At 66.0% G+C, this 18,069-nt stretch carries 17 protein-coding genes and 1 riboswitch; of the genes, 13 read left to right on the top strand and 4 right to left on the bottom strand.

The window, feature by feature from the left end:
• Positions 1-3: 3 nt before the first annotated feature.
• On the bottom strand, positions 4-2,205 hold the full coding sequence (locus J7I84_RS05615) for an efflux RND transporter permease subunit (protein WP_214941841.1): 2,202 nt from the start codon (positions 2,203-2,205) through the stop codon (positions 4-6).
• A gap of 216 nt (positions 2,206-2,421) precedes the next feature.
• Between J7I84_RS05615 and J7I84_RS05610 the strand changes: the two genes are divergently transcribed.
• The 8 genes from J7I84_RS05610 to J7I84_RS05575 all read left to right on the top strand — a co-directional run bounded on the left by J7I84_RS05610 (position 2,422) and on the right by J7I84_RS05575 (position 9,489).
• The gene (locus J7I84_RS05610; RefSeq protein ID WP_214941760.1) at positions 2,422-2,922 is read left to right on the top strand and encodes a MarR family winged helix-turn-helix transcriptional regulator; all 501 of its coding nucleotides are present in this window, start codon (positions 2,422-2,424) and stop codon (positions 2,920-2,922) included.
• A 29-nt stretch (positions 2,923-2,951) separates the two neighbouring features.
• Positions 2,952-3,770 carry a methyltransferase domain-containing protein gene (locus tag J7I84_RS05605; RefSeq protein ID WP_214941757.1) on the top strand — a complete coding sequence of 273 codons (819 nt, stop codon included), beginning with the start codon at positions 2,952-2,954 and terminating at the stop codon, positions 3,768-3,770.
• 67 nt (positions 3,771-3,837) lie between these two features.
• A complete protein-coding gene (locus J7I84_RS05600; protein ID WP_311381073.1) occupies positions 3,838-4,137 on the top strand; it encodes a type II toxin-antitoxin system prevent-host-death family antitoxin in 300 nt (99 codons plus the stop codon).
• On the top strand, positions 4,134-4,526 hold the full coding sequence (locus J7I84_RS05595; protein ID WP_214941754.1) for a type II toxin-antitoxin system VapC family toxin: 393 nt from the start codon (positions 4,134-4,136) through the stop codon (positions 4,524-4,526). The genes J7I84_RS05600 and J7I84_RS05595 overlap by 4 nt, the downstream gene beginning before the upstream one ends.
• Before the next feature lie 34 nt (positions 4,527-4,560).
• Positions 4,561-5,184, top strand: coding sequence for a LysE family transporter (locus J7I84_RS05590; protein ID WP_214941750.1), 624 nt, complete (start codon positions 4,561-4,563; stop codon positions 5,182-5,184).
• A 133-nt stretch (positions 5,185-5,317) separates the two neighbouring features.
• Positions 5,318-5,851 carry a low molecular weight protein-tyrosine-phosphatase gene (locus tag J7I84_RS05585; protein ID WP_214941747.1) on the top strand — a complete coding sequence of 178 codons (534 nt, stop codon included), beginning with the start codon at positions 5,318-5,320 and terminating at the stop codon, positions 5,849-5,851.
• Between the two features lie 54 nt (positions 5,852-5,905).
• Entirely contained in the window at positions 5,906-8,062 is a 2,157-nt protein-coding gene (gene pabB / locus J7I84_RS05580; protein WP_214941744.1) for an aminodeoxychorismate synthase component I, read from the top strand.
• A 152-nt stretch (positions 8,063-8,214) separates the two neighbouring features.
• Entirely contained in the window at positions 8,215-9,489 is a 1,275-nt protein-coding gene (locus J7I84_RS05575) for a multidrug effflux MFS transporter (protein WP_214941741.1), read from the top strand.
• A 15-nt stretch (positions 9,490-9,504) separates the two neighbouring features.
• Here J7I84_RS05575 and cls read toward each other — a convergent pair whose 3' ends face one another.
• Positions 9,505-10,980 carry a cardiolipin synthase gene (gene cls / locus J7I84_RS05570; RefSeq protein WP_396020035.1) on the bottom strand — a complete coding sequence of 492 codons (1,476 nt, stop codon included), beginning with the start codon at positions 10,978-10,980 and terminating at the stop codon, positions 9,505-9,507.
• Between the two features lie 93 nt (positions 10,981-11,073).
• On the opposite strand from cls, the gene J7I84_RS05565 reads away from it, so the two are divergent.
• From J7I84_RS05565 to J7I84_RS05540, 5 genes are all read left to right on the top strand, one after another.
• Positions 11,074-12,006: an aminodeoxychorismate lyase gene (locus J7I84_RS05565; RefSeq protein WP_214941736.1), complete on the top strand. Its 933-nt coding sequence runs from the start codon at positions 11,074-11,076 to the stop codon at positions 12,004-12,006.
• 59 nt (positions 12,007-12,065) lie between these two features.
• Positions 12,066-12,530: a pyridoxamine 5'-phosphate oxidase family protein gene (locus J7I84_RS05560; RefSeq protein WP_214941733.1), complete on the top strand. Its 465-nt coding sequence runs from the start codon at positions 12,066-12,068 to the stop codon at positions 12,528-12,530.
• A gap of 455 nt (positions 12,531-12,985) precedes the next feature.
• Positions 12,986-13,101, top strand: a riboswitch (SAM riboswitch).
• 13 nt (positions 13,102-13,114) lie between these two features.
• Complete coding sequence (locus J7I84_RS05550) at positions 13,115-13,390, top strand: DUF1737 domain-containing protein (protein ID WP_214941730.1); 276 nt, start codon at positions 13,115-13,117, stop codon at positions 13,388-13,390.
• Complete coding sequence (locus J7I84_RS05545; protein WP_214941725.1) at positions 13,387-13,797, top strand: rhodanese-like domain-containing protein; 411 nt, start codon at positions 13,387-13,389, stop codon at positions 13,795-13,797. The genes J7I84_RS05550 and J7I84_RS05545 overlap by 4 nt, the downstream gene beginning before the upstream one ends.
• A complete protein-coding gene (locus J7I84_RS05540) occupies positions 13,798-15,006 on the top strand; it encodes an O-succinylhomoserine sulfhydrylase (RefSeq protein WP_214941722.1) in 1,209 nt (402 codons plus the stop codon). It abuts the gene before it with no gap.
• A 125-nt stretch (positions 15,007-15,131) separates the two neighbouring features.
• Here the strand turns inward: J7I84_RS05540 and J7I84_RS05535 are convergent, their stop codons facing one another.
• Together J7I84_RS05535 and J7I84_RS05530 are read right to left on the bottom strand one after the other, a co-directional pair.
• On the bottom strand, positions 15,132-16,358 hold the full coding sequence (locus J7I84_RS05535; protein WP_214941719.1) for a glutamate--cysteine ligase: 1,227 nt from the start codon (positions 16,356-16,358) through the stop codon (positions 15,132-15,134).
• A 70-nt stretch (positions 16,359-16,428) separates the two neighbouring features.
• Positions 16,429-17,952 carry a UDP-N-acetylglucosamine 1-carboxyvinyltransferase gene (locus tag J7I84_RS05530; protein ID WP_214941717.1) on the bottom strand — a complete coding sequence of 508 codons (1,524 nt, stop codon included), beginning with the start codon at positions 17,950-17,952 and terminating at the stop codon, positions 16,429-16,431.
• Between the last annotated feature and the right edge of the window lie 117 nt (positions 17,953-18,069).

Raw genomic sequence — 18,069 nt, 5'->3', positions numbered from 1 at the left:
GGACTAGCGGGTGGGGACCTCCGCCAGCGGTTCGGCGCCGGGCTCCCGCGGCTGCACTGCAGTCCCGCCGTCGGTCCGCCCCAGCTTGCCGGGCCACCAGATCTTCGGCCCGATGTCATAGGCAAGGGCGGGCACCAGCAGCGAGCGCACCAGCACGGTGTCCAGCAGGACGCCGAACGCCACGATGAAGGCCAGCTGCACCAGGAACATGATGGGGATGACGCCGAGGGCGGCGAATGTCGCGGCCAGCACCACGCCGGCCGAGGTGATGACGCCGCCGGTCACGCCGAGGCCGCGCAGGATGCCTGGCCGGGTGCCGTGCTTGAGCGATTCCTCCCGGACCCGGCTCATCAGGAAGATGTTGTAGTCCACGCCCAGGGCCACCAGGAAGACGAAGCCGAACAGCGGAACCGTGGCGTCCGCTCCCGGGAAGGCGAAGAAGTTGTTGAACACGAAGGCGGACACTCCCAGCGCAGCCGCGTAGGACACCACCACAGAAAGCACCAGCAGGACCGGGGCCACGATGGAGCGGAGCAGCAGCATCAGGATGAAGAGGATCACCACCAGGACCACCGGGATGATGACCACCAGGTCGTGCTGGGCCGTGGTGTTGGTGTCCAGTGCAGTGGCTGTCACGCCACCCACCAGGGCGCCGGGGTCAACGGCCTTGACCCCGGTGCGCAGGGCCTTGATGGTTTCTTCCGCCTCCAGCGAGTCAGCGGCATTCTTGAGCGTGGCGTTGATAAGCACCTTCCCGTCCCGGACATCCGGTGCGGCGGGAGCGCCCGGGGCTCCGGTGATGGGCACGCCGCCCTTCGCCAGCAGGTAGGCCTCGCCCACGCCGTCGTCCGCTTTCACCTTGTCCAGTACCTCCGCTGCCTTGCCCTGGTCTGCAACCACGACGGCGGGGCTGCCGCTGCCTGCGTTGAAGTGGCGGGCCAGGGCGTCCTGGCCGTCCACCGCATTGGAGGCGGTGAGGATGACGTCCGTCTGCGGCACGCCGTTGGCTTTCAGCTGGAACAGGCCGCCGGCGGCTATGAGGAGCAGGAGGACCGAGGCAACCCAGACGGTCCTGGGCCGCCGTGAAACCAGCGAACCGGTGGCCCGCCACAGGCCCTTCTGGCCTTCCAGGCCGGTGACCAGTTCGGGTTCGCGCTGGTCCGCAGGGAGGAGCTTGGGCCGGAAGGGCCAGAACGCGGCCCGGCCGAACAGTGCCATCAGCGCGGGCAGCAGGGTCAGCGCGGCGAACAGGGCACACAGGATGCCTGCGGCGGCAACCGGGCCCAGTGCCTTGTTGGAGTTCAGGTCTGAGAAGAGCAGGCACAGCAGCGCAATGATCACAGTGGCCCCGGACGCAAGGATCGGCTCGAAGGACGCTTTCCAGGCGGTCAGGACGCCTGCCGTGCGGTTGGTGGTGTGGGTAAGCGCTTCGCGGAAGCGGGCCACGAACAGCAGGGCGTAGTCCGTGGCGGCGCCGATCACCAGGATGGAGAGGATGCCCTGGCTTTGGCCGTTGAGCTGGATCCAGCCCGCCTTCGCCATGCCGAACACCAGCAGGATGGCCGCGCACAGGGCAAATACCGAGGTCAGCAGCACCATGATGGGCAGCAGCAGGGACCGGTAGACGATCAGGAGGATCACAAACACGGCGGACAGGGCCACGAGCAGGAGGATGCCGTCGATGCCGCCGAATGCCGCGGTAAGGTCTGCCGCAAGCCCGGCCGGGCCGGTCACGAAGGTCTGGGCCCCCTCAGGCACGGCTTCCTTCACGGTGTCGCGGAGTTCCTTGACGGCATCCTTGACTTCTGCCGACGATCCGACGGGGACCACGAACTGGACAGCCTTGGCATCCTTGGACGGAATCGGGCCGATGACGCTGCTGCCCAGCTTGAGGTCTTCGAGGTCGGCTTTCAGGGCGGCCAGTCCGCCCAGCTGCTGGGGAGTGAAGGCCTCGTTCTTTTCGATGACGATGATGCCGGGTACCTCGTCCGAGTCGCGGAACTTGGCCTGCCAGTCCTGCGCCTCCGTGGCCTCGGCGCTGGCGGGCAGGAAGGATGCCTGGTCATTGGATGAAACCTCTTCCAGGCGGCCGAATGTGGGACCGCCAACCCCGGCAAGTCCGAGCCACGTGAGCACAAGGACAACAGGGATGAGGCAGCGCAGCCAGAACGGGACCCGTTCCCTGCCAACTTTCGTGCGTTTCATGATGCCTTCCACGGTGAGCTTGGGGAGTACGATTTGTTCCAGCATAGATTATCTCCATGATAGACATAAGTGCCAGTCAAGCTTTTTGTTCTTCGCTCAGCTCGTGGCTCCCACCCAGCGAAGGCCCCCAGCGCCGGGGGATCACCAGCCCTGGAGTAATATCCGTCAGTACGCACGGACAAAACCGGACGCAGGACCAGCAGTCGGGAGGTGGAAATGGCAGGCGACAGTGCTCCCGGCACACCCCCCTCCGACCAGGCAGGGCCGCAGTCCGGCCATCCGCTGCTCCGGATCCTGCAGGAGTTCACCCTTGAAGCGAACCGGTATGTAGATGCCGCCGGGGACCGCAAGGATATGCACCGCACGGACATGAACGCCCTGGCCGTGATCATGCGCCATACCGCCAGGGGCAACGTGGTAACGCCCGGGCTGCTGCGGAAGGAACTGAACCTCAGTTCTCCCGCCACTACCGCCCTGATCGACCGGCTGGACAGTTCCGGGCATGTAGTAAGGGAACGCCACAGCACGGACCGGCGGCAGGTCCAGCTGAAGATGACCCCTAAAGCCTTCCAGGAGGGCGGCGCGATCTTCGCTCCGCTGGCACAGCACATGGGCAGCGCCATCGGACGCTTTTCCGAGGAGGAACTGGAAACCGTCACGCGCTTCATGACAGCGATGATCGAAGCAACCGTTGCGGCAAGGACCGAATCCGGGTAAGGGCCACGTGCGGGGAGTAGCGTTTGGTTATGAGTGCGCAACAGCCTGAAGACGACGTTTACACGCACGGCCACCACGAATCGGTGGTCCGCGCCCATGCCGCCAGGACCGCCGAAAATTCCGCTGGGTTCGTCCTCCCCTACCTCAAACCCGGGTCAACCCTGCTCGATGTCGGCTGCGGACCGGGAACCATCACCTGCGACTTCGCCGCCCTGGTCAGCCCCGGCAAGGTCACCGGCCTGGACCGCTCGCCGGACATCATCGCCCAGGCCCAGGCACTCGCCGTCGAACGCGTTGTTCCCAACGCCGAATTCGTGGCGGGCAATATCTACGACCTGGACTTTGCCAACGAAACGTTCGACGTCGTCCACGCCCACCAGGTGCTCCAGCACCTGACCGACCCCGTCGAGGCACTCCGGGAGATGCGGCGCGTGGCGAAGCCGGGGGGCATCGTGGCCGTGCGCGACGCCGACTTCCATGGCATGAGCTGGTACCCGGACATTCCAGAACTGGACGAGTGGATGGACCTTTACCAACGGATCGCCCGCCGCAACGGAGCCGAGCCTGACGCCGGGCGGCGGCTGGTCAGCTGGGCGCAGGCTGCAGGGTTCACCGACGTCGCGCCCACCAGCAGCAACTGGCTTTATGCCACGGCGCAGCAGCGCCGCTGGCAGGCGCGCGTCTGGGGTGAGCGCGTGCTGCATTCGGCCTTCGCCGAGCAGGCGCTGGAGTACGGATTCGCCAACCCTGCGGACCTTGCCCGCATTTCGGCCGGCTGGCACCGCTGGGGATCCACGGACGACGGCTGGTTCCTGATTCCCAACGGCGAGGTCATCGCGCGGGCCTGATTCCCGGCTGTCCACATAGCGTGAGGCACGGCTATTGCGGCATGTCCGTGGCCAATAACGTCAGGTGATGACCTATTACGGTGACAACGAATACTGGGCCGAGCCTTATGCGGTAGAGGTTGACCAACTAGACTTGGTCAACATGGGACAGTACAACGTCCAAGAGGCCAAAACCCGCCTTTCCGAGCTGTTGAACCAAGTGGAGAGGGGTGAGGACGTTGTCATCGCCAAGGCCGGCAGGCCGGTTGCCAGGCTCGTGAAAATTGAGCGTCCCCAGAAACGGGAACTGGGCTTCCTTGGCCCGCTCCACATCCCCGACGGGTTCTACGAGCCGTGGACTGACGAGGAGATGGGAGTTGTCGAGTGACACGGCTGCTGCTGGACACCCATGTGTTCCTTTGGTCGATCGCCGAGCCCAGGAGGCTCTCATCCAAAGCCAGGAATGCGATCACGAAACTTGAAAACCAGGTCTTCGTTTCGCCAGTGACAGCCTATGAGCTGTCCTACAAGCACCGGCAGGGAAAGCTTCCTTCCGGTGCTGCGATCGTCCCCAGCTTCCAACGGCAAATTGCCCACCTGTACGCCTCGGAGCTTGGCATCAGCGCACAACACGCACTCGCGGCAGGACAGCTGGAATGGGACCACAAAGATCCCTTTGACCGGACCCTCGCCGCCCAAGCCATGGTGGAAGGGTTCACGCTTGTCACCGCCGACGAACATCTCCAGGCCTTCCCACCGGTCACGACCCTTTGGTGAGGAGCACGTAGTTCCACCCCGGTAATATTGTTTAGTGCAATTTTCCCTGTGGCTGGCCCTGGCGGGCGCCGGCGCCCTGATCAGCTTCACCCCGGGCGCCGGGGCCATCAACACCATGAGCAACTCGCTGAACGCGGGCTTCCGCCGCTCCATCTGGGGAATCCTGGGCCAGCAGGCTGCCCTGGTTGTGCACGTCCTGATTGTCGCCCTGGGCGTCGGGGTGCTGGTTGCCAGCTCGCCCCTTGCCTTCAACGTGATCCGCTATTCCGGTGCGGCCTACCTGGTGTACCTGGGCATCCGCCAGTTCCTCAGCAAACCCAGTGTGGCCCAGGAGCAGGCCGCCACCCTCCGCAACGAACCCGCCTGGTCCATCTTCAGGCGCGGCTTCTGGGTCAACCTCCTGAACCCGAAGGCGATCGTGTTCTTCCTCGCCTTCACCCCCCAGTTCATCCGGCCTGAGCAGCCCCTGTTCACCCAGTACGCCGTGCTGACGGCCACCATTGTGGCCATCGACATTTTGGTGATGTGGTTCTTCTTCGCCGCGGCAGCCCGGTCATTCCAGCGCTTCACCAGCACGGAACGCGGCCAACTGGTCCTGAGCAGGGTGTTCGGCGTCCTGTTTGTCGGGGTGGGCATCCTGCTTGCCCTGATCCACTAGGAAGGTGCTTCCCCGCCGGCGCATCAGCATAATACGTACCCATTTCAAGTTCCGTAATGCATCTTTACAAGGTAGTAAAACTTTGTGAACACCCGGCTAGCCAAAGGTGGTCGGAGCGCGCATGCTTAGTCCCATGACCTCAACGTCGAGCGCATACCGCGTCATCACCGTCTGCACGGGCAACATCTGCCGGTCCCCCATGGCCGAGCTCATGCTCCAGGCAGCGCTCGAACGCGAGGACCTCGACAGGCTGGTGGAGGTGGACTCCGCAGGCATCACCGGGTACGAGGCCGGCCGCCCCATCGATCCCCGCGCGGCCCGCCGCCTCGCGGTGACCCAGCTGGCGTCAGAAAATCACGTGGCCCGTGAGTGGGAGCCCGAGTGGTTCCGCGAGCGGGACCTGATCCTGGCGCTGGACATTGACCACTACGCCTGGCTCAGTGAAGCCGCCCCGGACCAGGAATCCCTGGACAAGATCCAAATGCTCCGCAGTTTCGATCCCGCCATGGCGGACCGGGACCGGCTGGACCAGGGCATCGAGGACCCCTGGTACGGCGGGCACGCGGATTTCGACGCCGTCTGGCACCAGATCCACACCGCCCTGCCGGGACTGATCCGGCACATCAAGGCAGCGGTCCTCAAGAACACCCAGCTTCAACCGCATTAGCAGCAGAGCGCTGCCCTAAGCGGCGCGGGCACCGGAAACGGTACGCTCTAGTCCATGAGCCCAGCCCCCGTCATCATCGCCGTCGACGGGCGCTCCGGTGCAGGGAAGACCACCCTCGCCGTCGAACTTGCGGCCCGGCTCCGGGCCCACCACAAGGTGTCGCTCTTCCACCTCGAGGACATCTACCCGGGGTGGGATGGGCTGGCGGCAGGCCTCGAGCGCTACGTAAGCACGGTCCTCACGCCGCTGAGCCGTGGCGAGGCGGCCACCTGGACCAGCTGGGACTGGGAAAACCATTACGACGGCGACGCCCGGGTCACCCTGCCCGCGGAGATCGTCATCGTGGAGGGAGTGGGGGCCGCCGCCGAGGCTGCCCGGCCACTGCTTGACGCGATAGTCTGGGCCGAGTCTCCGGATGACGTCCGCCGGACCCGGGCGCTGGACCGCGACGGCGCCACCTATGAGCCGTACTGGGACCAGTGGGCTGCCCAGGAGGAAGAGTGGCTGGGCCGGGACGACGTACCCGGCCACGCAGACCTCCGCGTCCAAAACCTGGCGGACGGATCAGCGCCGGCGGACCTGCTGCGGCTCCTCCCCTACCTTCCGGCCCTGGCGCCGGCATTAGCCCCCGAACTGTCCGCACGCCGCGGCCTCCGCATTCATGCCGAGCGCCTCGACGCCCTCCCGGACGCACCCGCACTCTTCCGGTCGCTGTACGGCCGCTCGGCCAACGCCGTGTGGCTGGACTCCTCCAACGCGGGCGCCGTGCAGGGCGGGGCCGTGCAGGGCGGCGCTGTAGAGGACGCCGCTGTAGAGGACGGCGTTGGGGGGGAGGCCGCCGCGGACCCGGCGGCGCGGACCGCCGCCGAGCGCAGCCGGTTCAGCATCATGGCGGACGACGGCGGCACGTTCGGACAATTCGTGACGCACCGCGCGGGTGTGAGCCTGATCAGTACCGGCTCCTGCACTGCCAAGGTCCCCGGCCCCTTCTTCCGCTGGCTGGACACCGTCTGGGGGCGCCGGGCCGTACGCACCCCCGCCGGCTATCCCTGTGAGTTCACCCTGGGCTGGCTCGGCTGCCTGGGCTACGAACTGAAGCGCGAAACGGGCGGCAGCGACCTGTCCGCGCCCACCCCGGACGCTGCCCTGATCTTCGCCGGGCGGGCGGTGGTGCTGGACCATGCCGAGGGCACCGCCTGGCTCCTGGCCCTGGAGGCACCGGACGCCGCCGAGTGGCTGGCACAGGCCCGGACAGCAGTGGTGGCCGCGGACACCGGCGGACAGCCGCCGGCGGATGGGCCACCCGCAGCGCTGGCCGGCGGCAGCACCGGCGTCGTACCCTCCACAGCGCCGGCCTTCCGCAGCCGGGACACGGGCGCACGGTACCGGGAGAAGATCACCGCGGCCCAACACCAAATCGCCCAAGGGAACACCTATGAGGTCTGCCTGACCACTACCCTAGAGGCAAGGGTGCGGGCCAGTTCGCTCGATCCATGGACCACGTACCTGGCGCTGCGCGACAGGAACCCTGCCCCCTTCGCCAGCTACCTCCGGCTGGGAACCCTTGCCGTGGCCAGCACCTCGCCGGAGCGGTTCCTCAAAATAGCGTCCGACGGCGGCATGCGTGCCGAGCCGATCAAGGGCACCCGCCGCCGGGCTGCTGATCCCGAAGAGGACAGCCTGCTCCGCATGGAACTGGCCGCCTCACTGAAGGACAGGGCCGAAAACATCATGATCGTGGACCTTCTGCGCAACGACCTCAGCCACTTTGCGGAGCCCGGCTCCGTCACGGTCAGCCGGCTTTGCGAGATCGAGAGCTACGCCACGGTCCACCAGATGGTCAGCACCATCGATGCCCGCCTCCTCCCGGGCGCACCGCGTGCCGAGGCGGTGGCTGCCTGCTTCCCGGCAGGCTCCATGACCGGTGCCCCCAAAATCAGCACCATGGCCATCCTGGACCACCTGGAGGCAGGGCCGCGCGGACTGTACTCGGGCGCCATCGGCTACTTTTCGCTCAACGCGGCGGCTGATCTCGCCGTCGCCATCCGGACCCTGGTGATCACCACGGACGGTGACGGAACGGCTGAACTGTCGCTCGGCGTCGGCGGCGCCATCACCTCGGACTCCGTTCCGGACGAGGAATATGAGGAAATCCGGACGAAGGCCTACGGCGTGCTCTCCACCCTCGGCGCTGGCTTCCCTGAAGACTGACGGCCAACCCGCCTGCTTGGCATGGCATCCACACTGCGGACGCCCGTTTAGGAAGACGCCGCCGGGGGTACGCCCCTGACCTCAGCTGAACCGCTCAAGCCAGGCGGCGGACCCATTCCCTGGGTGTTTTCACACAAGTTAGGTTTGAACGCGTGACGGACCCCTCCCTTCCCCAGAACACCAGTAAGCAGGCACCGCGGAGCGTCAAGTACGTCCTCATGCTTGGCGCCCTGGCCGCGCTTCCCGCACTCACCACGGACATGTACCTGCCCTCCCTGCCCGCCGTGGAGGCCGATCTCCAGACCACCCAGACTGCCGTCCAGCTGACGCTGTCCGGAACCCTGGTGGGGGCGGGGATCGGACAGCTGGTGATCGGCCCGTTCTCGGACAGGTTCGGCCGGCGGCTGCCGCTGGTCATCGGCATCTCGCTGCACGTGGTCATCTCGCTGCTGTGCTCCATGACGCCGAACATCGAAACGCTGACGGGGCTGCGCGTACTGCAGGGTTTCTTCAACGCCGCCGCTGCCGTGGTGGCACTGGCAGTGATCCGTGACCGCTTCGTCGGCTCCGCCGCCGCCCAGCTCCTGTCCCGGCTGATGCTGGTCATCGGCGTCGCTCCGCTCCTGGCCCCCACCGTGGGCCAGGCAATCGCCGGGTTCTGGAACTGGCGCGCCATCTTCTATGCACTGGCCCTCATTGGGGTGGTCCTGGTGGCAATCGTCTGGAAGTTCATGCCGGAGACGCTGCCGGAGGACAGGCGCAGCCCGGGCCACCCCCGGCACGTTGCGGGTGCATACTGGTCGCTGCTGCGGGACAGGCACTTCATGGCCCTCGCCGTCATTCCCGGGCTCGGGCTGGCCTTGATCATGAGCTACGTGGTGGGTTCGCCCTTCGTCTTCCAGAACGAGTACGGCCTCACAGCCCAGCAGTTCGCCCTCGTCTTCGCCCTCAACGGCGCCGCCCTTGTGCTCTCGGCCCAGCTCAATGCCGCCCTGGTCCGGAAGTTCCCGCCGGTCCGCCTCCTGCGCACTGCCCTCCTGGTCCAATTGGGCCTGGCCCTGCTGCTGCTCGTGGTGGTGGCCACAGGGGCAGGTGGCGCGATCGGCCTGGTGGCCGCGCTGTGGCTGGTCCTGTCAGCCCAGGGCATGATTCCGGCAAACGCCTCCGTCCTGGCCCTGCACAACTACGGCCATATGGCGGGAACGGCGGCGGCAGTGATCGGCGCCCTCCAGTCGGGCGTTGCCGGCCTGGTGAGCCCGCTGGTCGGGGTCCTGGGCGGAAACTCCCTGTCCATGGTCAGCGTCATGATCGGCAGCTGCGCCCTGGCGGTGTTGGTGCTTGCCCTGGGAACGCCGGCCTACCGGAAGGGTGGCTGGCCTGAGCATGCAGGGCACGACGACGGCCAGCGGGTCAGTGTTGACGACTAGCTTTTGGTATCCAAATTACTGGACCGTGGCCGTCAGCCGGGCCACGTTATCCACGTACCGCGCGGCCAGCGGCCGGTTGAGCCAGTCCGAGAGCTTGAGTTCGTGGGAAATGTCCCGGTAGGTGTCCTCCACCGCCCGCATCTTGTTCACGATGTCCTCACCTAAGAGCATCACGGAGACTTCAAGGTTCAACGAGAAGGACCTCATGTCCATGTTGCTGGAACCCAGGACGGCCACCTCGTCATCAATGGTGAAGTGCTTGGCGTGCAGCACAAACGGTGCCTTGTACAGGTAGATGCGCACCCCGGCCTCGAGAAGGGCCTCGTAGTAGGACCGCTGGGCATGGTGGACCAGGAACTGGTCACCCTTCTCCGAGACGAACAGCTCCACGTCAACCCCCCGCTGGGCCGCGGTGGTGATGGCGTACAGCAGCGAATCGTCCGGGACAAAGTAGGGGCTGCAGATGGAGACCCGGTGCTGCGCGGAGTAGATGAGGGTGTTGAAGAGCCGCAAGTTGTTTTCGGTGATGAACCCGGGGCCACTGGGCACCACCTGGGCAGTGACGTGGCCGGGCTCCGGGTTGGCCGGCAACTGCAGCTGGTGTTCCAGGGACTCGTCGGTCTCGCTCAGCCAGTCGGTGGCAAAGACGACGTTCAGGGTTGTCACGATCGGTCCGCGCAGGCACGCCATCAGCTCAACCCATTCGCGGCCTGCCTTGCGGTGCCGCGGGTTGTTGTAGGAGGGCTCGATCAGGTTCTGCGATCCCGTAAAGGCGATTTCGCCGTCGATCACCATGATCTTGCGGTGGTTCCGCAGGTCCGGCCTGCGCCATTGGCCGTGGATGGGCAGGAGGGGCAGCATCCGCTTCCACTGGATCTTCCCGGCCCGCAGGCGTTTGAGGAGGTTCCTGTACCCTTTCACCCGGAGCGTGCCGATGTGGTCGAAGAGCACCCGTACCTCCACCCCGCGTTCGGCAGCTTCCTCCAAGGCTGTCAGCAAGTCATCGGTGATGTGGTCCGTGCTCATAATGTAAAACTCGGCGTTGACGAATTTCTTCGCCTTCCGCACCGCTCGGGTCATCTCCAGGATGGAATCCGGGTAGCCCGGAATAAGGTCCACCGAGTTGCCGTCCACCATGGGCAGGGAACCCAGCCTCTGGTTAAGTTCGGCGGCGGACTTCACCCATTCCGGGCCCTGGTAGTCACTCTCGGCATCGGAGAGCGACGAAGTGCCTGCCTGGACCCGCTGGTTGACCTGCTCCTGTTGTGCACGGCGGCGCCTGGACAACCGGAAGTTGCCGAACAACAGGAACAGCACGATGCCCAGGAACGGAATGAAGAAGATGCCCAGCAGCCAGGCCATGGCGGTGGTGGGACGCCTGTTGCCGGGGATGATGCCCAGCGCCAAAACCCTGATGACCAGATCGGCGAAGCCCAGGAGCACCACCACCCACGTCGGCGCGGTGCCGGCAAGCGAAAAAGGCCACAACACGTCAATAACTCCCGGGGAATCGGGCTCCGGAGGACGGCTTCCGGCCGGGGCACTCTGCCCAGCTTATCCGCGGCACCGCACTAAGCTGGTGCCATGACCTCTCCAGCCGCCCCCGTGGTTCTCGCCTTCCTTGATCCTGCTTTCCCCGAGGGCAGGGTGGCCGATGCGTCCCAACCGCAACTGCTGGTCACGGACCTGGGGGTCACGCGGGGCGACGGCGTCTTCGAAACCATGCTGGCCGTAGGTGGAACGGTGCGGAAGATGCAGGCGCATCTGGACCGCCTGGGGGGCTCCGCCGCTGCCCTGGACCTTGACATCCCGGACCAGGACGTGTGGCGGCGCGTCATTGCCGCTGCGGTGGCCCGGCACCGGTCGGAGAACCCGCCGGCGGACCCTGCCACTGATGAACTGGTGGTCAAACTGGTGGTGACCCGCGGCGTGGAAGGCGCGCCCACCCCCACCGCCTGGGTGCAGGCATCGCCGGCCGGGGCTGCCGGCCGGCGGCAGCGCGAAACGGGCATCGACGTCATCCTCCTTGACCGCGGCTACGACAGTGACGTGGCCGAACGGGCACCCTGGCTCCTCCTCGGTGCAAAGACGCTGTCCTACGCCGTCAACATGGCAGCGCTCCGTCATGCCCACAAGCAGGGCGCGGACGACGTCATCTTCCTGTCCTCCGATGGTCGCGTCCTGGAAGGGCCCACATCCACGGTGCTGCTTGCGCATGTGGAAAAGTCCGACGACGGCACAACAGTGAAGCGCCTCATCACGCCCCAGCTGGACAGCGGCATCCTGGCCGGGACATCCCAGGGTGCGCTCTTCGCTGCCGCCAAGGCCGCGGACTGGGAACTGGGCTACGGTCCGCTGGAGCCCAGGGACCTCATGGACGCGGACGCAGTCTGGCTGATCTCCAGCGTCCGCCTGCTTGCCCCTGTGAACCGGATCGATGGGAAGGAAATCGGCACGCCGTCGCTGCAGAAGGAACTGACCGCCGAGTTGAGCGAACTTTTCGCCGGCGTCCACTAGTCCGCAACAACCGGCCCAATCCCTTTTCCCGCTCCCGCTTCACCCGTAAGGTGTGGACCATGGACTCGCGAAACCTGCCGATTGAAAACCTGTCCTTCGACGAATGTTGGGAACTCCTCGACAATGACACGGTGGGCAGGCTGGCCATCGTGGTGGACGAACATCCCGAGATCTTCCCCGTGAACTACGCCGTCCACCTGCGCAGCGTCGTCTTCCGCACCGCAGCCGGCTCAAAGCTTTGGGGCGCCCGGATGGAACGGCCGGCAGCGCTGGAGATCGACGGCTACGACTCCGCCTCCGAACAGGCCTGGAGCGTGGTGGTGCGCGGCGATACAGAGGTCCTCGAGGACCAGGGCGTGAAGGATGCCGTGGACGGGCTCGGCCTGGAACCGTGGCAGCCAGGCGAAAAGGCCAACTACGTCAGGCTTAACGCCAAAGCCCTGACGGGGCGCCGGTTCCGCGTGAACCGGCCGGATATCTGGAACACCCGCCTGCAGGACCGCCGCCGGACGTCCTTCGAATAGCCTGGCGCAGGGGCGCTCCGCGGCGCATGGCCAGCCGTCATTGCCGGCTCCGGTCCCCCGACAGAAGCGGGAGGGTTGCCTCAGATCCGTCTGCGATACCACCCTCGACGGTGACCGCCTCTACGGCTGTACACCAGCTGGTGCTTCATCAACGAGCAGGCGGCCGGCACCGAGTCCACTTTCTGGACAGCCATGAAACACAGGATCTCGCCCCGCCGCAACGGACTGCGCATGAAAGGCCCGGCCGCTGCCGACTACATCCTGGCCAGCAACCCGGGACTTGTCTAACCTTCCCGGGATCCTTGAAGAGGCTGCCAGCTAGCCAGCGGCGAGGTCGTAATTTCCCCAGCTTTGTGCCGCCCCCGCCGGCTCCACTTACGTAGCCGGTGGCTCGATTACGGAACATGACGACCGGGGCGATGCGGCTTGCCGCGGCAGGTGTTACGTTTTTGGGGAGTAATGAGTACCGGTGCCAAGCCCTGACTTGCCGGTCGGCAACCCTCCCTTTCGCGGCGGGGTGCCTCAGGTGAATACTCGGCATATCGACCCATTCGAGCTGCAAGCGTGAAAGAAGGAGATCCGTCGTGTCCGACGCACCCGCCCCTGACGAGAAATTGTCCTACCGCCTGATTACCGGCCCGGATGACCGGGCATTCTGCGAGCGGATCTCGGCGGCGCTCGCAGACGGATACGTGCTGCACGGCAGCCCCGCAGTCACCTTCAACGGCACCCGGGTCATCGTGGCGCAGGCGGTTGTCCTGCCGGCCGCGATCGCGTCGGCAGACGCCGCCGTGGCCACTGCAGTGGACCAGCTTGACGGTGAATTTGAGGGCGAGTTCGACGGCGAGGGCCACGCATGAGCTACGCGGGAGACCTGACGCCGCAGGAGGCGTGGGCCAAACTGGAACAGGGCGCCATCCTGGTGGACGTCCGCACCGAGGGCGAATGGGCCCACATCGGCATCCCGGACACCAGGGCTACGGACAACGATCCGCTGTTCATCCAGTGGACCTTCCCCGGCGGCATCCCCAACCCGGACTTCATGAAGGACCTGTCAGAGCAGGCACCGGAGGACCGCGGCGCGGAATTGGTATTCCTGTGCCGTTCCGGCAAGCGTTCCATCGCCGCCGCCACCGCAGCCACCCAGGCCGGTTTCACCGCGTACAGCGTGCTGGAGGGTTTCGAAGGCGATCCGGACCGCTACGGCGAGCGGACCGTGAACGGCTGGAAGAACCGCGGCCTGCCCACCAACCTCGGAAAGAACTAAGTGACCTTCAACCCAGACGCCCCCGGCTGGAATCCCGACACCCAGGCCGTCCGTGGCGGCCTGGACCGCAGCAACTTCCAGGAAACGTCCGAGGCCATCTTCCTGAACTCCGGCTTCGTCTACGAATCCGCCGCAGCAGCTGAACGTGCCTTTACCGGCGAGGACGAACGCTTTGTCTACTCCCGCTACGGCAACCCGTCCGTTGCCACCTTCCAGGAGCGGCTCAGGCTGCTGGAAGGCACCGAAGCGTGCTTTGCGACGGCGTCGGGCATGTCCGCGGTGTTCACCGCCCTGGGTGCCCTGCTGGCTGCCGGCGACCGGGTGGTGGCCGCCCGCTCGCTCTTCGGTTCGTGCTTTGTGGTCCTGAGCGAAATCCTTCCACGGTGGGGCGTGGAGACGGTCTTTGTGGACGGCCCGGACCTGGACCAGTGGCGCGAAGCCCTCGCCAAACCGACCACCGCCGTCTTCTTCGAGTCGCCGTCTAACCCCATGCAGGAGATCGTGGACATCGCCGCCGTCAGTGAACTGGCGCACGCGGCCGGGGCCACCGTGGTGGCGGACAACGTCTTTGCCACTCCCTTGCTGCAGCGCTGCGGGGACCTGGGCGCCGACGTCATCGTCTACTCCGGCACCAAGCACATCGACGGGCAGGGCAGGGTCATGGGCGGTGCCATCCTGGGCACCAGGGAGTTCATCGACGGACCGGTAAAGCAGTTGATGCGCCACACCGGCCCCGCGCTGTCCGCTTTCAACGCCTGGGTCCTGACCAAAGGCCTGGAGACAATGGGCCTGCGCGTCAGCCACTCGTCCGCCACCGCGCTGCGGCTCGCAGAATGGCTGGAGGAACAGCCGGCAGTGAGCTGGGTGAAGTATCCCCTCCTGAAGTCGCACCCGCAGTACGGGCTGGCGGCGAAGCAGATGAGCGCCGGTGGCACGGTCCTAACCTTCGAGCTCGCCCCTTCAGGCGGGCGCTCGGGCAAGGAAGCGGCCTTCGCGCTGCTGGACGGGCTGCGGATTATCGACATTTCGAACAACCTCGGTGATGCCAAGTCCCTGATCACGCACCCCGCAACCACTACCCACCGCGCCATGGGGCCGGAGGGGCGTGCCGCGATCGGCCTGAGTGACGGCGTGGTCCGGCTCTCCGTGGGACTCGAGGACCCCGAGGACCTCCTTCGGGACCTGGAACAGGCACTGAAGCAGATCTAAGGACTGCGACGCGCTACCCGGTTCGCGACGCGCAGATTCCGTGGCGCGCACCGTATGTGCGTAGCGGGATGGAAGCTGCGCCTCGAAAAGGAAACTGCGCGTCGCGAATCGCTGCTCGCCGGAGGCTAGGCTTGCCGCACTCGCAGCAGCTCGGGAGTGTCCTCCACGTCCGAAAGGTCCAGCGCGTCACGCATGGTCACGTGCACCGCTTGGCGGACCACCGCGCCGAACCCCATGTCCTCCGGCGGCTGGCCTGCCACGGCCTTGTCGCGGGCGCGCCGCTGTTCAGCGGCTCCTGTTCCGCGCGCGATGATGTCCTCCACTCCCTGCCGGGCACGCGCCAGTTCGCCTTGTTCGGCCAGGACGGGAGCCAGGTAATCCACCAGGGAACGGACCACATCGGCGGCCGGCGCGGGCCGGAAGTTGCCAAAGTCCAGGAGTTCGCCGCTGAGCCCGGCACTGCTGGCCTGCCAGGACGCCATCCGCAGCAGGACGGTGGGAACGGGAGCAGGGTCCACGTCGGCGCGCCATTCCCGGCTGGCGGATTCCACGAGTGCACGGACCAGCACTGCGATAATCGCCGCGTCCCCGGCACGCAGGCATACATCCGCCACCCGCACCTCCACCGTGGGGTGGTTGCGGGAAAGCCTGGCGTCGAAATACAGCATGCCCTCATCGAGCATGACGCCGCTGTCCAGCAGCCGCGTCACCACCCGGCGGTAGGCAGGATACGTTCCGTAGATCCCTGCCGGGCCCGCTGTTGGCCAGCGGTTCCAGGCTTGCGTGCGGTAGCTTTCGAAGCCGGTGGGGACGCCGTTCCAGAACGGCGAATTCGCGCTCAGCGCCGTCAGCACCGCCAGTTTGTCGCGGATGCGGTCCAGGACAGCCACACCTTCTTCCGGCGATTCAATGAAGGTGTGGACATGGAAACCGCAGGTCAGCTGTTCCTGAGCGGTAAGGCCAAAGCGTTCCAGCATCCGGGCGTAGCGCGGGTCGGGCGTGGTGTGGGTGGCGGACGCCACGGGCGAGGTGGCGAGCGCCGCCACCCGGGCCCCGTGTTTCCGGGCTACCTGGTCGGCCAACGCGCGGCCGGCACGGATCTGTTCCAGCAGGCTGCCGTACTCCCGGCATGGCCGGGTCTGCGTCTCAATCTGCTCAAGCTTGAGCTCGGCACTCAAGCCCATCTCCTCGTCGTAATCTGCCTGATTGCCGGCATGGCGGACGTCCGGATCAACGGGAAGATCGTCCGCCGCCACGTGGTGGCCGGCCAGGAGGGCATCCGCCAAGGCAAGCGGCTCCCCGGACTCCGGATCAACAATCAGGAGTTCTTCCTCAACGCCGAACGTACGCATATCAACATTCTGCGGCAGACGGCGGCCGTTGGGACCCGGGGCCCGCTGTTCATGACGAAGCGTGAATGGGTCAGTCCTGGAAGTACTCCACCTTGGCGCCGATGGTGTTCAGGCGTTCCGCCAGGTCCTCGTAACCGCGCTCGATCACGTAGATGTTCCGCAGTTCTGACACCCCCCGGGCAGCCAGCATGGCCAGCAGCAGGCAAGCGGCCGGGCGGAGCGCGGGCGGGCAGCCCACCTCGGCTGCGCGCCATTTAGTGGGCCCGTTGACGTAGATCCGGTGCGGGTCCAGGAGCTGGACCTGGGCGCCCAGCCGGTTGAGCTCCGTCAGGTAGATGGCCCGGTTCTCATAGACCCAGTCGTGGATCATGGTCTGGCCGTGGGCGTTCGCGGCGATGACCGCGAAGAACGGCAGGTTGTCGATGTTCAGCCCGGGGAACGGCATGGGGTGGATCTTGTCTTCGGGGGCGCGCAGCTCCGAGGGCTTGGTGGTCACGTCCACCAGGCGGGTGCGGCCGTTGCGGGCCATGTACTCGCCGGAGATTTCCAGCTCCTGCCCCATTTGGCCCAGCGTTGCCAATTCGATTTCCATGAACTCGATGGGCACCCGGCGCACGGTGACCTCCGAGTTGGTGACGATGCCGGCCGTGATGAGGCTCATGGCTTCGATGGGATCCTCGGAGGGGAAGTACTCGATCTCGGCGTCGATTTCCGGCCGGCCCGTGATCTTCAGCGTGGTGGTACCCACGCCCTCGATGGTGACGCCGAGCATCTGCAGGTAGAAGCACAGGTCCTGCACCATGTAGTTGGGGCTGGCGTTGCGGATTACGGTTGTTCCCGCCCGGTGCGCCGCTGCCATGATGGCGTTCTCGGTGACGGTGTCACCGCGTTCGGTAAGGACGAAGGAGCGGTCCTGCGTATCCGCGGGCGGTGCCTGGACGGTGTAGAAACCTGCCGTGGCCTCCACCGAAAGGCCAAACTCGCGCAGTGCCTGCATGTGGGGCTCCACGGTGCGGGTGCCAAGGTCGCAGCCGCCGGCGTAGGGAAGCCGGTACTCCCGCGACTCGTCCAGCAGGGGGCCAAGCAGCATGATGACGCTGCGCGTCCTGCGCGCGGCGTCCACGTCCATCGCGTCCAGGTCCAGGACCGCTGGCCGGCGCAGGCGGAGGTCGGTGTCATTGAGCCAGGTGCACTCCATGCCAATACTGGTCAGCACTTCGACAATGCGGTTGACTTCCTCGATCCGGGCCAGCCGGCGGAGCACCGTGGTGCCCCGGTTGATAAGGCTGGCGCACAGCAGGGCGACGCCGGCGTTCTTGCTGCTGTTCACATCCACGGCACCGGACAGGGTGCGCCCGCCTTCCACGCGCAGGTGCGTCATCTGCGGCTTGCCCACGTTGACGATGCTGCGGTCAAAAATGTTTTCCAGCCGGTGGATCATTTTCAGGCTCAGGTTCTGCTTGCCCTGTTCCATCCGGGCCACGGCGCTCTGGCTGGTGCCGAGTTCAGCGGCCAACTGGCCTTGGGTCCACCCTTTCTCGCTCCGGGCGTCCCTCAGCATGGCGGCAACGTGTTCAGCGGTTTCCTGGGTCATACCGCGAATATATCATAAATGAGTTATGCGGCTGACCTCACGCCTACCCGAGGAGTCCCGCTGGGGCTACGGGAGGATGGTACCCATCCGGTGCGATAGGGAAGCATACGTAGTACC

The sequence above is a fragment of the Arthrobacter sp. ISL-85 genome, assembly GCF_018613675.1.
In the GTDB taxonomy this organism is placed as follows: Bacteria; Actinomycetota; Actinomycetes; order Actinomycetales; family Micrococcaceae; genus Arthrobacter.
Note: the sequence above shows the minus strand (reverse complement) of the source record. Positions and strands in the feature narration are given on the sequence as shown.

Bases quoted from the DNA above. Each gene is read 5' to 3' on its own strand.
- J7I84_RS05600 (WP_311381073.1), top strand. From the start codon at position 3,838: ATGACCTATTACGGTGACAACGAATACTGGGCCGAGCCTTATGCGGTA.
- J7I84_RS05615 (WP_214941841.1), bottom strand. From the start codon at position 2,205: ATGAAACGCACGAAAGTTGGCAGGGAACGGGTCCCGTTCTGGCTGCGC.
- J7I84_RS05535 (WP_214941719.1), bottom strand. From the start codon at position 16,358: ATGCGTACGTTCGGCGTTGAGGAAGAACTCCTGATTGTTGATCCGGAG.
- J7I84_RS05560 (WP_214941733.1), top strand. From the start codon at position 12,066: ATGGACTCGCGAAACCTGCCGATTGAAAACCTGTCCTTCGACGAATGT.
- J7I84_RS05530 (WP_214941717.1), bottom strand. From the start codon at position 17,952: ATGACCCAGGAAACCGCTGAACACGTTGCCGCCATGCTGAGGGACGCC.
- J7I84_RS05610 (WP_214941760.1), top strand. From the start codon at position 2,422: ATGGCAGGCGACAGTGCTCCCGGCACACCCCCCTCCGACCAGGCAGGG.
- J7I84_RS05605 (WP_214941757.1), top strand. From the start codon at position 2,952: ATGAGTGCGCAACAGCCTGAAGACGACGTTTACACGCACGGCCACCAC.
- J7I84_RS05545 (WP_214941725.1), top strand. From the start codon at position 13,387: ATGAGCTACGCGGGAGACCTGACGCCGCAGGAGGCGTGGGCCAAACTG.
- J7I84_RS05585 (WP_214941747.1), top strand. From the start codon at position 5,318: ATGACCTCAACGTCGAGCGCATACCGCGTCATCACCGTCTGCACGGGC.
- J7I84_RS05565 (WP_214941736.1), top strand. From the start codon at position 11,074: ATGACCTCTCCAGCCGCCCCCGTGGTTCTCGCCTTCCTTGATCCTGCT.
- pabB (WP_214941744.1), top strand. From the start codon at position 5,906: ATGAGCCCAGCCCCCGTCATCATCGCCGTCGACGGGCGCTCCGGTGCA.